The organism is Planktotalea sp., assembly GCF_039984035.1.
Classification (GTDB): domain Bacteria; phylum Pseudomonadota; class Alphaproteobacteria; order Rhodobacterales; family Rhodobacteraceae; genus Planktotalea.
In genome coordinates, this window is sequence record NZ_JBDWVM010000456.1 from 1 (window position 1) to 15,968 (window position 15,968).

16 protein-coding genes are annotated in these 15,968 nt (G+C 51.9%); 8 read left to right on the forward strand and 8 right to left on the reverse strand.

Annotated elements, in window-relative coordinates; genetic code table 11:
- The 5 genes from xsc to ABJQ89_RS20155 form a co-directional block, all read right to left on the reverse strand.
- On the reverse strand, positions 1-1,624 hold a 1,624-nt coding region (xsc, locus tag ABJQ89_RS20135; RefSeq protein ID WP_348497938.1), incomplete at its 3' end, for a sulfoacetaldehyde acetyltransferase.
- Positions 1,625-1,767: 143 nt separating this feature from the next.
- Positions 1,768-3,237 carry a PLP-dependent aminotransferase family protein gene (locus tag ABJQ89_RS20140; protein ID WP_348497939.1) on the reverse strand — a complete coding sequence of 490 codons (1,470 nt, stop codon included), beginning with the start codon at positions 3,235-3,237 and terminating at the stop codon, positions 1,768-1,770.
- Between the two features lie 157 nt (positions 3,238-3,394).
- Positions 3,395-4,624, reverse strand: coding sequence for an ABC transporter permease (locus ABJQ89_RS20145; protein WP_348497953.1), 1,230 nt, complete (start codon positions 4,622-4,624; stop codon positions 3,395-3,397).
- Between the two features lie 107 nt (positions 4,625-4,731).
- Positions 4,732-5,538: an ABC transporter ATP-binding protein gene (locus ABJQ89_RS20150; protein ID WP_348497940.1), complete on the reverse strand. Its 807-nt coding sequence runs from the start codon at positions 5,536-5,538 to the stop codon at positions 4,732-4,734.
- A gap of 86 nt (positions 5,539-5,624) precedes the next feature.
- Positions 5,625-6,623: an ABC transporter substrate-binding protein gene (locus tag ABJQ89_RS20155; RefSeq protein WP_348497941.1), complete on the reverse strand. Its 999-nt coding sequence runs from the start codon at positions 6,621-6,623 to the stop codon at positions 5,625-5,627.
- A gap of 392 nt (positions 6,624-7,015) precedes the next feature.
- Here ABJQ89_RS20155 and ABJQ89_RS20160 point away from each other — a divergent pair, with 392 nt between their 5' ends.
- Both ABJQ89_RS20160 and ABJQ89_RS20165 read left to right on the forward strand, forming a co-directional pair.
- Entirely contained in the window at positions 7,016-8,407 is a 1,392-nt protein-coding gene (locus ABJQ89_RS20160) for an aminotransferase class III-fold pyridoxal phosphate-dependent enzyme (RefSeq protein WP_348497942.1), read from the forward strand.
- A gap of 151 nt (positions 8,408-8,558) precedes the next feature.
- Positions 8,559-9,065, forward strand: coding sequence for a hypothetical protein (locus ABJQ89_RS20165; protein WP_348497943.1), 507 nt, complete (start codon positions 8,559-8,561; stop codon positions 9,063-9,065).
- Between the two features lie 24 nt (positions 9,066-9,089).
- Here ABJQ89_RS20165 and ABJQ89_RS20170 read toward each other — a convergent pair whose 3' ends face one another.
- Positions 9,090-9,722 (reverse strand): class I SAM-dependent methyltransferase, encoded by a 633-nt coding sequence (locus tag ABJQ89_RS20170; protein ID WP_348497944.1) that lies wholly within the window; start codon positions 9,720-9,722, stop codon positions 9,090-9,092.
- A gap of 84 nt (positions 9,723-9,806) precedes the next feature.
- Between ABJQ89_RS20170 and ABJQ89_RS20175 the strand changes: the two genes are divergently transcribed.
- The 4 genes from ABJQ89_RS20175 (at position 9,807) to ABJQ89_RS20190 (ending at position 13,055) form a co-directional block, all read left to right on the forward strand.
- A complete protein-coding gene (locus tag ABJQ89_RS20175) occupies positions 9,807-10,703 on the forward strand; it encodes a LysR family transcriptional regulator (RefSeq protein WP_348497945.1) in 897 nt (298 codons plus the stop codon).
- Between the two features lie 75 nt (positions 10,704-10,778).
- Entirely contained in the window at positions 10,779-11,375 is a 597-nt protein-coding gene (locus ABJQ89_RS20180) for a LysE family translocator (RefSeq protein WP_348497946.1), read from the forward strand.
- Positions 11,376-11,500: 125 nt separating this feature from the next.
- A complete protein-coding gene (locus ABJQ89_RS20185) occupies positions 11,501-12,460 on the forward strand; it encodes an acetyl-CoA carboxylase carboxyltransferase subunit alpha (RefSeq protein ID WP_348497947.1) in 960 nt (319 codons plus the stop codon).
- Between the two features lie 64 nt (positions 12,461-12,524).
- The gene (locus tag ABJQ89_RS20190) at positions 12,525-13,055 is read left to right on the forward strand and encodes a cell wall hydrolase (RefSeq protein WP_348497948.1); all 531 of its coding nucleotides are present in this window, start codon (positions 12,525-12,527) and stop codon (positions 13,053-13,055) included.
- A 21-nt stretch (positions 13,056-13,076) separates the two neighbouring features.
- On the opposite strand, the gene ABJQ89_RS20195 is transcribed toward ABJQ89_RS20190, so the two are convergent.
- Positions 13,077-13,499, reverse strand: a complete 423-nt coding sequence (locus tag ABJQ89_RS20195) for a GFA family protein (protein ID WP_348497949.1) — start codon at positions 13,497-13,499, stop codon at positions 13,077-13,079.
- A 48-nt stretch (positions 13,500-13,547) separates the two neighbouring features.
- Positions 13,548-14,357: a type I methionyl aminopeptidase gene (gene map / locus ABJQ89_RS20200; protein ID WP_348497950.1), complete on the reverse strand. Its 810-nt coding sequence runs from the start codon at positions 14,355-14,357 to the stop codon at positions 13,548-13,550.
- 288 nt (positions 14,358-14,645) lie between these two features.
- On the opposite strand from map, the gene ABJQ89_RS20205 reads away from it, so the two are divergent.
- Positions 14,646-15,317: a Hint domain-containing protein gene (locus ABJQ89_RS20205; protein WP_348497951.1), complete on the forward strand. Its 672-nt coding sequence runs from the start codon at positions 14,646-14,648 to the stop codon at positions 15,315-15,317.
- A gap of 206 nt (positions 15,318-15,523) precedes the next feature.
- The coding region (locus tag ABJQ89_RS20210) for an ATP-binding protein (RefSeq protein WP_348497952.1) at positions 15,524-15,968 on the forward strand (445 nt) is incomplete at its 3' end.

The window sequence follows — 15,968 nt, forward strand, 5'->3', positions numbered from 1 at the left end:
GGTTTAGGGCATCTGTCAGCTCTTCCATCGTGCGGGCAACAACGCCTTTGAGGCCACATGCATTTGCGATGCCTGCGTAGGAGACGCCTTCATCCAGCTCTGTACCGACAAAGTTGTCATCGAACCAAAGTGTGGAGTTCCGCTTTTCCGCGCCCCACTGGTAGTTACGGAACACGACTTGCGTCATCGCAGGCCATTCGCCACGACCGATCGCGGTCAATTCGTTCACCGCGATACCGAATGCGCCGTCACCGGAGAAACCGACGACTGGAACATCAGGGCAACCGATCTTTGCACCAGCAACCGCTGGGAGACCGTAGCCACATGGACCAAAGAGACCTGGAGCGAGGTACTTACGACCTTCCTCAAAAGATGGGTAAGCGTTACCAATCGCGCAGTTGTTGCCGATGTCAGATGAAATGATTGCATCCGCAGGAAGTGCCGCTTGGATCGCGCGCCATGCCATGCGTGGGGACATCCAATCAGGTTTCGCAGCACGCGCACGTACGTTCCAATCCGTACCTGGATCGTCGTTCTCGTGTGTGAGGGACGTCAGTTCTTGTGCCCAAGCTGACTTGCGCTGAGCGATGTTTGCGGAACGCGTACCGCGGCCTGCATCGCCTGCATCATCGGAGAGTTGGGAAAGGATACCTGTGGCAACTTTCGCAGCATCGCCAACGATGCCAACAGTGACCTTCTTCGTCAGGCCGATACGATCTGGGTTGATATCAACCTGAATGATCTTCGCATCTGCTGGCCAGTACTCCATGCCGTAACCTGGTAATGTGGAGAATGGGTTCAAACGTGTGCCAAGGCAAAGCACAACATCCGCTTCCTTGATCAATTCCATGCCTGCTTTGGAACCATTGTAGCCGAGTGGGCCAGCAAACAGAGGGTGGTTGCCCGGGAACGCATCGTTGTGCTGGTAACCAACGCAAACTGGTGCTGTTAGACGCTCGGCCAGAACTTTAGACGCCTCGATGCCGCCTTGGGACAGAACAACGCCCGCACCGTTCAAGATTACTGGGTTCTTCGCGCCAGACAAAAGCGCGGCTGCTTCTGCAACAGAGTTCGCACCGCCAGAGGATGCTTCGAATTCAATAGGGTCAACGATTTCAGTGTCGATCACTTGTGTCCAGAAATCGCGCGGGATGTTCAATTGCGCAGGGCCAGACAAACGCTTGGCTTGTGAAATCACGCGCGTCAGAACTTCGACGACGCGGGAAGGATCGCGCACTTCTTCTTGGTAGGCGACCATGTCTTCGAACAGTTTCATCTGCTCAACTTCTTGGAAGCCACCTTGGCCGATTGTTTTGTTCGCAGCTTGTGGTGTCACGAGCAGCAATGGCGTGTGGTTCCAGTAAGCTGTTTTAACGGCTGTCACAAAGTTTGTGATGCCCGGGCCGTTTTGAGCAATCATCATGCTCATTTTGCCAGTGGCGCGTGTGTAACCGTCGGACATCATGCCGGCGCTGCCTTCGTGGGCGCAATCCCAGAACTGAATGCCAGCTTTTGGGAAGAGGTCGGAAATAGGCATCATGGCCGAGCCGATAATGCCAAATGCATGTTCAATACCGTGGCGTTGTAGGACCTTAACAAAGGCCTCTTCGGTGGTCATCTTCATGGATGCGCTCCTAGGGTGTCATGTGGAATAAAAAGCGCCCGCACGTAGGGCAGGCGGATTGGCACCAATATACGGAAACGGGAAGAGGCCAGTTAGGGCCAGTTCCTTTACTGCGGTAGGTCCAGTGGCTTATTTAGTGAGACTTAATGTCTCATTAATTCTTCAATTTGCATTGAAATGCGCGCAACGCCTTCCGGTATTCTTTCGCTTGGAATCGAAGAATAGGCCAAACGGTAGTAGTTTCTTTCGTCTGATTCCGGCCCGAAAAAGGAATGGCCTGGTTCGATCAATACGTCCTGTTTTGCGAGGCGGGCGGCCAAGTGTTGTGTGTCTACTTTCTTTGGCGCACGCATCCAGAAACTGGAACCGCCAAAAACCCCACGCCCTGCGATTTCGAGGTGATGTTCATTAATTGCGCGCTCCATAACACTGCGGCGTTCTTTAAAAACTTTACCCATTTTTCGCACGAGGGCATCGTAGTGCCCGAGCGACAGAAAATAGGCCGCGGTACGTTGGATGTGCCCCGGCGGATGGCGCAAAACCGAGGCGCGCAAGGCGCGCGCTTCACGGATGAAGGGTTCCGAACCAACCAGATAGCCAAGGCGCAAGCCCGGAAAGAGTGATTTCGAAAAGCTGCCGACGTAAATGACCCTCCCTTCATCATCAAGTGACTTAAGCGCGGGCGATGGGGCATCAAGGAATGACATTTCGAATTCATAGTCATCTTCTACGATAACAGCGTCTAGCTCTTTGGCGCGTTTGAGCAGAGATTTGCGCCGACCACGTGGCATGGTCGCTGACGTTGGGCACTGATGGCTTGGCGTTGCAAAGATGACGTCAGTGCCGTCCTCAACGAGATCGGGTTGCAGCCCATCGCGATCAACGGGAACTTGGGATAGGTGGCAACGGGATTGGTTCAGAATATCCCGTAGGGCATGATAACATGGATATTCAATCGCGGCTGTGCGCCTTTGGGTTAGCAAAATCTGTGCAGTCAACCAAAGCGCATTTTGTGCACCGACGGTGATAAGCACTTCTTCCGGTCTTGCGACGATACCGCGCCTCGGAAGTGTGTGACGAAGAATAAATTCAATCAGTTGAGGGTCGTCCTGATCGTAATAGTCTGCGGTCATCGCGGAAAAATCGCGCGCGCCAAGCGCCTGTAGCGCGCACATGCGCCAGTTCGTATGATCAAAAAGGGATTTATCAACTTGGCCATAAATGAACGGGTATTTGTATTTGGCCCAATCTGCGGGTTTGGCCGGAGTCGATCCGCCAGTGAACCTTTGGCCAATTGCGCGATTCCAGTCGACCGTATCTTCGCGGTGGGTCAGCGGCTCAAACTTAGGTGGCTCCGGCGCATTTTCAGAAACGAAATATCCTGATCGCCCTCTGCTGGTGAGGTAGTCGTTTGAAAGGAGTTCCGTATAGGCGAGCGTAACTGTGATGCGGCTCACACCCAAATGCAGTGCAAGTTTGCGGGACGACGGGAGCTTTTCACCCTTGGCATAGCGTCCTGACAAGATGCCTTGAGCAATCATCTGTTGGATTTGAGACTGCAACGTCCCTTGCGAGTCCGGGTCAAGAAAGAAGGTGTCAATTGAGATAGCCATAGATCACCTAAACTGGTCCTAGTTGCGTTTGCAACTGGACATAGGAGATTTTCAATCATCGATGGTGCGATTTCATAAAAAATGAGGCGCGACTTTCGTCCGCCTCATTTTGTGATGTCGTTGCGTTAGTCGGTATGTTTCATCCGACTTTACGTGGTTACGAGCGGCCTTTCCAAGGTACCAGTACGCGTTCGGCCCAACGCATCAGAACGTCGATGCCAAAGCCGATGATACCGATCAGGATAATACCCATCAGAACGATATCCGTGTCTTGGAACTTGGACGCGGCAACGATCATTTTACCAACGCCTTTTTCGGCCGCGACCAATTCCGCAGCAACCACCGTGCCCCAGCAAACCCCCATAGCAACGCGCGCTGCTGTGAAGATTTCGGGCAGTGAGTTTGGAATGATCACATGGCGCAGGATTTGAACCTTGGACGCACCAAGTGAGTAGGCGGCGTGAACTTTGGTAATGTTGACACCTGACACGCCAGAACGCGCCCCAATGGCCATGATCCAAAGCGCAGCAAGGAAGAGCAAAATGATCTTACCTTGCTCCCCGATACCAGCCCAAATGATGACCAGTGGAATAAGGGCCAAAGGTGGGACAGGGCGCATGAATTCGACGATTGGGTCAAACCAGCCGCGGAACCAATTGCTCAGGCCCATCGCATAACCCAATGGAATACCCACGAGCGCACCAAGGAAGAAACCAACGATCACGCGGAACAAAGAGAACGACAAATGTTCTGCAAGTGTGACGTTCTGATAGCCATCTCGCGCAACAGAAATCAGTCGGCTCCAGACGCTGTCAGGCGCTGGCAGCCAGATGTTTTCCATCTGCCAACCTTTGCCGGGTTCAAAGTTCAGCGTTCCTTTGTCGGTCAACGCAACGCGGCCAAAACCAACTTCGACGTCGTTACCTTTGCTAATTGGACGCCCATCGACGGCGACGATCTTTGCGCCATCCTTGCGCGTAACCTCATCGTTTTTGTCCCAAACGAGCAGTTTTGAGCGATAGGCTTGCACAACAATCGTGTCATTCTTTGCGATGCCATCGCCTTCAGCGATTTCGGGCGCCTCAACGGTGGCGCCTTTCTCGTGCACACGGATCGCGACTGTGGCGTCGTCCTTTGCACCGTTCGCATCTTCGACAGTGTAGGTGAATTCATTGTCGCCAACGAATGGACCAGGCGCGTGTAAGAAGCTTGGAAGCCAGTTGGAGCCAGTGAAGGCACCCCAGATCACAAAGATCAAAACGATCGAAATGACAGATGCAGCTTTGTCAGAAACAACCGCACTTTCGTCCCCGAAGGTCACGGTCTTGAGCGATGTATAATCTGACTTTCGCCCCATTTTCTGACGTATGAATGAGTAGGCAAACATCGCAAGTAGGATGATTGCGACATATCCAACGATGGCAGGTAGTGCACCTAGGATGGATCCGAAGAGCGTAAAAAGTTCGCCGCTGAGATCAGCAATAATTTGTCCCATTATGCGTTCTCCTCAGTGCGGCCCATGATTTCTTCTTCCATGTCCCAAATCATTGTGAGGATTTCTTCACGCGTTTTCGCATAGTCAGGGTGCTTTTTGACTTCGCGCAAATCTGCGCCAACACCGAGATCGGCAAAGGGCAGGTTATACTCGCGGTGAATTCGGCCTGGGCGCGGTGCCATAACCAGCAGGCGTTCACCAAGAAGCAAAGCCTCTTCAACAGAGTGAGTGATCAGAATGATGGTTTTGCCTGTCTCTTTCCAAAGCTTGAGAACAAGCGCCTGCATTTTCTCACGGGTCAGTGCGTCAAGCGCGCCGAGAGGTTCGTCCATCAGGATCACATCAGGCTCATTTGCAAGGCAACGGGCCAAAGCCACACGTTGTTGCATACCGCCTGATAGCTCGTAGACCATCTTGTCTTTAAAATCTTGTAGACCGACAACGTCCAGCAAGTGATCGACGATCTTGCTGCTTTCGGCCTTGGGCATTTTTTTCATGTCGGGGCCAAAGCTGACGTTGTCACGTACGGACATCCATTCGAACAAGGCGCCTTGTTGAAAGACCATTCCGCGATTGGCATCAGGGCCATAAACTGCGTCGCCGTTCAAGCGAATGACGCCTTCAGTCGGCGCAAGAAAACCTGCAACGATGTTGAGAAGCGTCGTCTTTCCGCAGCCAGACGGGCCTAGAACACTCAGCAACTCACCTTTTTTCAGGTTTAACGAGACATCTTTCAACGCTTGTACAGCACCGCCATTTGGCAGTTCGAAGCGCATGGAGATATTGTCTATCTCAAGGCCGCTCATGGTGCCTCTCCGATCATATTATTAAATTGTTTTGGAAAAAGGGCGGCGCGTTTCTCAACACACCGCCCCAAATAGCCGTCAGTTCGTTAGCCGCCCATTGCAGCTTTGAGGCCGGACGTGTTGACCGTGCCTTCGTAGCTATCCAATGAGGAAGGGATAGAACCCGCGCCAACGAAGACGTCTGCAACGCCTTTCATGAATGTTGCTGCGTTACCGCCAAGCCATGCTTCGGAAAGCTGCTCATCGATTGTTGGGAACTTGAAGGTAGACAGCGTGGATGCTGTATCTTCTTCGGACATACCCGCGTCTTTCGCGATCACAGGAAGCATTTTCGCTTGGTTTGCTTCATCAGCCCACATCGCGTTTGCGTCTGCAGTGACTTTCAGGAAGCTCGCCAGCATGTCGCTGTTCTCGGAGATGAAAGACGTAGGCGCTGTTGTCGCGTCAAACACGAGGATGCCTAGCTCTTCTTTTTCAGCGCCGGTCAGAAGAATGTTGCCGTGCTCTTTCATACGGCGAAGTGCGCCGCCCCAACCACAAGCCATGTCGATGGAACCTTGAGCAAGTGCAGCAGCACCTTCTGCTGGTGCCATGTCGACAACTTCCATGCTCGCGACATCAACACCAAAGTGGTTCATCTGAGACAGGAAGCCGTAGTGAGCAGCTGTGCCGAGTGGAACAGCAACTTTTTTGCCTGCAAGCTCGCCCGCGGACATTTTGTCGATCTCTAGACCAGACGCGACAACGCAGTTGTCGTTCTCAGAGTAAGAAACAGCAACGTCTACGATTTGGATGTCTTGGCCAGCAGAAGCTGCAACAACGAATGGTGGAACACCTTGAGATACGGAGATGTGAACATCGCCAGATGCCATCGCCGCGCTCATCGCTGTACCTGTGTCGAAGGATACCCAGTTGATTTTTGTACCAAGTGCTTCTTCGTACATGCCTTCAACTTTTGCGAACTGGAATGGCATTGGCCACTCTAGGAAGTAAGCAACTGTGATCTCATCCGCTGCGCTCGCTTGCGCACCAGTCAGCATCGCTGCACCAGCAACGGCGCTCATTAGTTTAGTTTTAAGTGTCATGTGTAGTCTCCCAGTTGATCGCCGCAGAGCGGCTTCATCGGCTTAGTGCCGCTTTTCTGAACATGCCGAGTCCGCATGTCGCGTGAGGTCAAAGCAGCGCAAATTCGAGTTTGTTGCAAATCGTTTTTGCAACGCCCTGAGAGCAGGAAGCCACGTTTGTTTGAGGCAAGCAACCGTAAATCTCGAAATTATCTATGGAATCCAAACTGATATGCGGCTCTGATCAAAAAACGCGCTAAACGGAAAATTTTTTTGGACCTAAAAGGCAATTTGATCTGGCCCTATCAGGGACTCAATTTTGCATATGAATTGAGCTTAGGTTCCTCGCTTTTCGGCGGGGCGTGTTCCTGAGCGTTGATCCCATCAACGCCAGCCAAAAGAGGACAATGGCTATGGACGGTTCATTTAAAGATAACGACTATTCGAAGATAGTCGAAGCCGATCGCGCTCATGTATGGCACCATCTGGTGCAACACAAAGGTTTCGAGACCGGCGAACCACGCATTATCATCGAAGGTAAAGGCATGAAGGTCTGGGACCAACATGGCAAAGAGCACATCGATGCTGTGTCTGGTGGTGTCTGGACTGTTAACGTCGGGTACGGCCGTGAAAGCATTGCTGATGCAGTGCGTGATCAAATCCTGAAGATGAATTTCTTCGGCGGCACGGTTGGTACGATCCCCGGTGCTATTTTTGCTGAAAAGCTGATCGAGAAAATGCCAGGCATGACGCGCGTTTACTACGCGAACTCAGGATCTGAGGCCAACGAGAAGGGCTTCAAGATCGTTCGCCAGATTGCGCACAAACGTTATGGCGGCAAGAAACATAAGATTCTGTATCGCGACCGCGATTATCATGGCTCCACGCTGGCATCGATGTCAGCTGGCGGTCAAGATGAACGCAATGCACAATATGGTCCTTTTGCACCCGGCTTTATCCGCGTTCCACACTGCATGGAGTATCGCAAGCACGAGCAAGACGGCGCGCCAGAAGAAAACTACGGTGTTTGGGCCGCAGATCAAATCGAAGAGATCATTCTGCGCGAGGGCGCCGACACGATTGGAGCGCTGTGCCTTGAGCCAGTAACGGCAGGTGGTGGCGTCATCGTTGCGCCGGATGGCTATTGGGAACGTGTTCAAGAGATTTGTAAGAAGTATGATATCTTACTGCACATCGATGAAGTGGTTTGCGGTGTCGGTCGTACCGGCACATGGTTCGGCTATCAGCACTATGGCATCAAACCTGATATCGTCACGATGGCGAAGGGTGTCGCGTCTGGTTATGCAGCCATCTCGTGCTGCGTCACGACTGAAGAGGTCTTTGACATGTTCAAAGACGATTCGTCTGATCCTCTGAATTATTTCCGAGATATCTCGACCTTTGGTGGGTGCACGGCCGGCCCTGCAGCGGCGATTGAAAACATGCGTATCATCGAAGAAGAGAACCTGCTCCAAAATACCTTGGACATGGGGGATCGCATGATCGCGAACCTGAACGCCTTGGCTGAAAAGCACGCTGTGATCGGTGACGTTCGCGGCAAAGGTTTGTTCTGCGGCGCGGAATTGGTGACAGATCGTAAGACAAAAGAACCGCTGGATGAAAAGACAGTAGGGGCCATCGTTGCCGATTGTAATGCCCAAGGCGTGATCATTGGTGCAACGAATCGATCCATTCCGGGCAAGAACAATACGCTCTGCTTTTCGCCCGCATTGATCGCGACGCCTGATGACATTGACCAGATCACAGATGCTGTTGATCAAGCATTGGGTCGTGTCCTCGGCTAAAAGAATATCAACATGATTAAATGCGCCGCCTTGGGAAACCCAGGGCGGCGTTTTGCGTTTGCGCAGAGTGTCGCAGTTGGCTCGGATCTCTTTGACGAACACGGGATTTGCGTGCATACGGTAGCGTATGTTTGGCTGATTGGAGTATCCCATGACACGCATTGACCATATACCGCTACCTCCCCACGCTTTCCTTGATCGATTTAGTTCTGAGGCTGGTGCTCACACGGATTGCTATGTGACCGAAGTGCCTGCGCATGTTGACCTAGAGCGGTTCATTGCAACATTCTTTGATACTTGGGTTTTTCGGCTCGAACGGAAACTGCTCGCTATTTTTGCGCGTCAATCCTCCGGCCAAGAGGATGTGAAGGCGTTGGCACATGGCGCGTCTGAGAAGCTCGCGATGTGGCGGTTGGTGGAGCGCGACGAAAATCAGATATTGCTTAGAGTCGGCGATGGGCCAATCCGAAGCTGGCTCATGCGCTCTGATTTGCAAGCAGGCACACAGCTGTATTTCGGAAGCGCTTTGCTGGCTGTAGCGAAGGACAAACGCGGAAATCCGAGCGTCGGCTTTTTCGCCAATGCGTTGATGGGCTTCCATAGGCTCTATTCTCGCATTTTGTTGCAGGCTGCCGCGCGCAAACTAAGCAGCGCCTAGTTCTTGTGCGGCAGGTTTTGGGCTTTAACGTTTGCGGGCAACGACATAGCGATTTGGCGGATTCACGGGATGATTTCCACTTTCAATGATGTCGAAACCAGCTGCCGTGATCATTTTATCGTAGGCTGTTTCGGTGAAGAACTGCACGAAAGGCGCCTTGCCAAGCATTTGCGCTATCGGGAGCACTTTGAACATTACCTGAAATTTGAAGCTCGCTGATTTGAGGCACGGGGTCTTGGTGATAAGCAAGCCACCAGGGCGCAGCGCTGCATGCGCTGCGTTGAGTGTTGCGGGCACGTCACGGACAAGATGCAACAAATTGAAGGCCATAACCGCATCCAAAGCGTCATGGGCGTAAATACCATCAAGCGCTGTATGCGCCTCAAAGCTGAGGTTTGAGATGCTTGTCTCGCCCACCTTGCGGCGCGCGATTTTGATCATACCGTCGGAAATATCAGTGCCATGGTAGCGTGCAACGTTGTCTGTCAGCAAAAGGGCGGTCGATCCCGTTCCGCATCCAATCTCAAGCACCGTATCTTCAGATTTCAGGTAACTGCGCGTGCGCTCTAGCGTATATTCATAGGCGGCCATGTCACGGATCGGGTCGCGGGCGTATTTTTCTGATATATTGTCCCAAAAAGTTGCTTCGTTTTTCATTGTGATCTCCTTTGGCTCATATGTAACGCATGCGAATATCATTGGGGAATTGCCGAAAACCGTCTTTATGCTATGCATTAATGTATGAATTGGCAGGCGATAACATTCGATTGGACCCACGCGCGCGCTTTCCTCGCTGTTGTTGAGGAAGGATCGTTGTCTGCGGCTGCGCGGGTTCTACGCCAAACCCAGCCCACGATCGGGCGACAGGTTGCCGCCCTTGAAGAAGAGCTCAACGTCACGCTGTTCGAGCGATCTGGTCGATCCTTGCAAGTGACGCAAACAGGGCGCGATCTGGCGGATCATGTTCGCGCAATGGCGGAAGCCGCGGGGCGCGTTTCGCTTGTGGCGTCAGGTCAGTCGCAAGCCATCGAAGGGATGGTTCGCATCACAGCGTCAGACTTATTCGCATGTCACCTTTTGCCGCCGATCTTACACAAGTTACGCTCTATCGCGCCCTTGATCGAGGTTGATGTGGTTGCCACCAATAGCGTGAGCGATTTGGTTCAACGAGAAGCGGACATCGCCGTGCGCAATGTACGTCCGGAGCAACCTGATTTGGTTGCGCGGATGATTCATGAATCAAAAGGTGCGTTCTTTGCGTCGAAGACCTATTTGGACAAACGGGGCCGTCCTAAAACTCTCAAAGATCTGCAAAAGCATGAGTTTGTGAGTTTTGGTGATATCGACCAAATGCTAGAGTATTATACTGGATTTGGTCTCGATGTATCGCGCGAGCAATTTAAAGTTGGATCCACCAACGGGTTGGTCGCGTGGGAGTTGGTGAAAAAGGGATTCGGGATTTGCCCAATGTCGGTGGACGTTGCCCGAGCAAGCACTGAGGTCGAAGAAGTGTTGCCACAGATGGATCCAATCTTGTTTCCAACATGGCTAGTCACGCACCGAGAGCTGCATACATCGCGGCGCATTCGCTTGGTCTTTGACTTGTTCGCAGAAGAATTGCCCAAGCTGATGGCCTGAAAGCGCGGTTACATCGTCATTTCTTGGTACAATAAAATCGTTTGAGAGCTGGTAGAATTGCCCTAATGATAGGACATGAATTATGACCTTCTTTTCGCGCTGACATTGTTTGCCTTCGTTTCCTCGGCCACCCCCGGGCCGAACAACCTGATGCTCATGGCATCTGGTGCAAATTTCGGGTTTCGTCGCACGATTCCGCATATGTTCGGGATCGGTCTAGGCTTTGCGTTCATGATCTTTTGTGTGGGCGTTGGGTTGATGCAAATCTTTGATCGCTTCCCCATCCTACATACAGTGTTGAAGGTCGTGAGTGTTGTTTATTTGCTCTGGCTCGCTTGGAAGATTGCAAATTCTGCCGCGCCAGAGGGCGAAGTGAACACCAGCGCAAAACCGTTTACGTTCCTTCAAGCGGCGCTCTTCCAGTGGGTTAATCCAAAGGCTTGGACGATGGCGCTGACCGCAATAACGGTTTACGCAGAGGATCAAAGTGCGCGGTCTGTTTTCATCGTAGCGCTTGCCTTTGGGGTTGTTAACTTCCCCTCGGTTTCAATTTGGACAGTGTTGGGCCAGCAGTTGGCGCGCTTTTTGACGAGCACCGCACGTTTGCGAACGTTTAATTGGAGCATGGCAGGGCTTCTTATTTTGTCGCTTTATCCGATATTTTTGACTTAATATCGACAAAGATGAAGCGTCCCACAGGGCTTTGATATCTTAACACAAAGAATAAGCTTGTTTTATTGCATCCGACAAAGAGGCGCGCCATATACGGCGTTAGTTTCCAGTGAATGAGGCGCGCAATGAACTATCTCGATTTCGAAAAACCGTTGGCCGAAATTGAAGGCAAAGCTGAAGAGCTGCGCGCGATGGCGCGTGCCAATGAAGAAACTGACGTTGAAGACGAAGCAGCCGCGCTTGATAAGAAAGCGGCGGACATGTTGGTTGAGCTTTATGAGGGGCTGACACCTTGGCGCAAATGCCAAGTGGCACGTCATCCTGAACGCCCGCATTGCAGTGACTATCTCAACACGATTTTTACAGATTACACGCCGCTTGCCGGTGATCGCGGTTTTGCCGATGATCACGCGGTCATGGGCGGACTGGCTCGTTTCAAAGATCGTCCCGTTGTTGTGATCGGTCAAGATAAGGGCAATGATACGTCCAGCCGTATTGAGCGTAACTTTGGCATGGCGCGCCCGGAAGGGTATCGTAAAGCCATCCGTTTGATGGAAATGGCAGATCGTTTCAAACTACCTGTCGTGACTTTGGTTGACACGCCCGGCGCCTACCCCGGTAAAGGCGCAGAAGAGCGCGGTCAGTCCGAGGCTATCGCGCGTTCAACAGAAATGTGTCTGCAAATCGGTGTGCCACTGGTCAGCGTTATCATCGGTGAGGGTGGTTCAGGCGGCGCGGTTGCATTTGCAACGGCAAACAAGATCGCGATGCTAGAGCATTCGGTTTACTCCGTCATCACGCCAGAAGGTTGCGCATCTATCCTTTGGAAAGATGCAGAGAAAATGCGCGAAGCTGCCGAAGCTCTTCGTTTGACTGCGCAAGATTTGCTGCAGCTGGGTGTTGCGGACCGTATTGTTAGCGAACCATTGGGCGGAGCGCACCGTGACCCGGCTCATTCCATGGATGCTGTGAGCAACGCGATTGAAGCGATGCTTGACGAGCTCAAAGATATGGATCGTCCCACGTTGATCAAAGCACGCCGAGAGAAGTTCTTGGCAATGGGGTCACAGGGGCTCGCTGCTTAAGTTTGACACACGCGGCGTTTTTCGCGTGTTTTCTATTTGAACATAAAACAAGAGGGTTTCGACAATGCCAAAAGGTTATTCCACCCAACTGATCACCGCGGCGCTCTGCGGATTGCTTGTTTTGTCTGCTTGCGGGAAGCGAAAAGCGCCTAAAGTGGAACGCGCGTCAGTTAGTTCTTCTGATACGAATTGCATGGCGCGCGCGATGTATTTTGAATCGAACCGTTCTAGCCGGGATGGCATGATCGCTGTTGGCACTGTGGTGATGAACCGTGTTAACTCGGGCGATTTCCCGAATACAGTTTGTGGCGTTGTGGGACAGAAGAACCAGTTTGCACCCGGTGTTATGACAAAGCCAATGACTGATAGCGGTTTGCCTTTGGCGCAGTCCTCTGCCGCTGCGGTATTGCGCGGAGAAAGACACCCTCGTTTACCTAAAGCACGCTTCTTTCACGCAGCGTGGTACAAAGCGGATTTCAACAATATCCACTATGTGCTGACCACTGGCGGCAACGCGTTTTATGAAAAACGACGCCCTGAAAAGGTGACCCAGCGCAGACCTGTCGCAGCGACCGAGGGTCTTACACCCGGATAACCCGCTTTTTGCGCGCGATCCCTATTTTGGCAATCGACCGAAAATAAGGGCCACCAATGTACCCCAAGCCGTAAAGGCTTTTTGGCCCTTATCAGCGAGCCTGTAGTGATCAGGTTGATCATCGGCGCAGATTTCACGAGATAGCGTCCAACCGTCTTGATCATCGAACAAGCCCTGACCGAAAGTGAAGTGCTTAGAGTGTTTTGGCTTGTGCCAGACCGATGATCCACAAGTTTGGCAATTCGCACGCTTTGCTATCTTGGAAGACTGCCACTCTTGCAATGGTCCGTTAAGCTCCACGATGTTTTCGCAAACGACGCCCATCCACACACCGCCACACCATTGTCGGCACATTTTGCAGTGACAAGCGCCGTAGGTTTTGGGTGCTGTGACAGTAAATGTGACCGCGCCGCAGGCACATCTTCCTTTCATGTGCTGGCTCATTTTGTGGTTCCTTTGTGAGCTAGCCGGATCTTGTAGGATCACATTGGGTTAGTATGTCGGATGAAACTTGTCAGCAGGGGACAATGTGAAGATCTCACACCCTGTTTCAGTCACGCCGATCGAATGCTCAAATTGTGCTGACAGCGATTTATCGCGCGTGACAGCGGTCCAATCATCGGCCAAAACCTTTGTTTCTGGTCGTCCCAAGTTGACCATCGGTTCAATCGTGAAAAACATACCAGGTTCTAGCACCGCACCAGTCCCATTGCGGCCATAGTGCAAAACATTGGGCGGCGCATGAAAGACGCGACCTAAGCCATGACCACAGAAATCGCGAACAACGGACATGCGATGGCTTTCCGCAAATGCTTGAATTGCTGCGCCAATGTCACCGAAGGTATTGCCAGGTTTTACTGCCTCAATACCCTTCATCAGAGAATCATGGGTCACTTGCAAAAGACGCTCAGTCTTGCGCGATAGCTTGCCCGCGACGTACATCCGCGACGTATCGCCAAACCAGCCATCAACGATGACCGTGACGTCGATATTTAGGATATCGCCATCTTTGAGCTTTTTGTCTCCTGGGATGCCGTGACACACAACGTGGTTCACCGAAATGCAGCTTGCGTGCTTATACCCTTTGTAACCAATCGTTGCGGAGGTGGCGCCAGCGGCGTTCACGCGATCTTCGATCATCTTGTCCAATGCACCAGTGGTCTGGCCGGGAACAACGTGTTCGGCAATTTCGTCTAGGATTTCTGCGGCCAGTTTGCCCGCCGCCGCCATGCCAGCGAAATCGCTTTGTTCATAAATGCGAATGCCGTCTTTTGTCATGCGACCACGTGTTGATGCATTCATGGCGTTTCTCCTTGGTGCGTTTCTAGGCGACTATGTAGGCCTGATTGAAGCGCGCCGCTAGGGTGGAAAAGAATGAAAATGTGCGGTGCTTTTACTGTCGTTGGGTCCGATGGAGTAAAAAGCGAGCCTTACAGGGCGTTCGAAGTGCAGGTTGTTGAAAATACACAGAGCTGTGAACGAACGTGTACGGATCGCCTCAATCATGAGCTTTCTGCGCTCGTTTTCCCATTATGCAGGCTTCGTTGAATGGGCAAATTGGCGGTGCATCAATGAGATGAGGGGAAGACCATGACGAACACTGCACGTACATTTGCGAACGGAGTTGTTGTGAAGGCTTTTGACGGCGTTTTCGCCTTTGAGCGCCCCTATATCGCCCTCGCGCCAGCTGATCATATCGAATGTGTTCCAAACAATGGCGCTGAGTTTAGCGCAGCTAGCTTAGCGACGGGCACGCTTATTAAGACCCAACGCGGACATGTTAAGGTCGAAGATCTGAGCGTCGGCGATCTGGTTTTGACGATGGATCGTGGTTATCAACCTATTCGTTTGATCAGAAATCATAGTGTTTCAGAGATGGAGATGGCGGTTAACCCGAACCTTCGCCCGCTGAAGATCCCAGCCCATGCGCTTGCGCACAATGTACCGTCGAATGATCTTACAGTGTCACAGCAACAACGTGTTTTGAGCGGCGCTGAGTATGTTCAAGGCAAGCGTGCTTGCGAGGAAGTGCTTGTTCCCGCGACAGATTTAGAAGCGCTTTCGGATGTTTCTATGGAGAGAAACGTCGATCCTGTAAACTATTTTCATATCCTGTTTGATGAGCATGAGATCATTTGGGCTAACGATATGCCAGTCGCCAGTCTTGTTGTTGATGGTGGAGTAGAGCCGCTCACTGCGCGTGCGTATTCTGAGCGAGTTGCTGAGCCTGAAGCTTTGGCATTCCCACAACACGCAGCTTAATCAAGCGTCCTTTGATGAGGAAATTTCCTGGCCCTTTGTGATGGACCCTTTTGCGGACACATGGCAAAGTGGACGCATGAAAACCTTAGCCGCGCTAAATAACGCTATTTCCCTTGGCCGAATTACCGTCCCGACCTGAAGTCTTGGGTCGGGAAATTTAGTCTTTTAAGTTCAGCGATTTACGCAACAGAATTTCGGTTTTTATGATGCCTCATCAAACACATAGGCTTCACATGATTTGTGGGAAAATAGCCTCTGGCAAGTCCACATTGACCGCCGATTTGGCCAAACGCGACAATGCGATTGTTCTGTCGGAGGATGCTTGGCTTCAAACGCTTTACTCGGATCAGCTCAGCTCAATCGCAGATTTTGTGCGATGCACGCAAAAGATCAGGCAAGTCGTTGCGCCCATGGTGGTGTCGATGCTCAATGCAGGGTCTTCGGTCGTGTTGGATTTTCAAGCGAACACGGTCCAATCACGCAAGTGGATGCGCGGTATTCTTGAGCAGACCAAAGCGCAAAACAAGCTGCATATATTGGACGTGCCTGATGATATCTGCCTTGCACGACTTCGCGTCCGAAACGCAAAAGGGGAGCACCCATTTGCAGTTTCAGAGGAACTATTCTGGCAGTTCTCCCAACACATGGCAT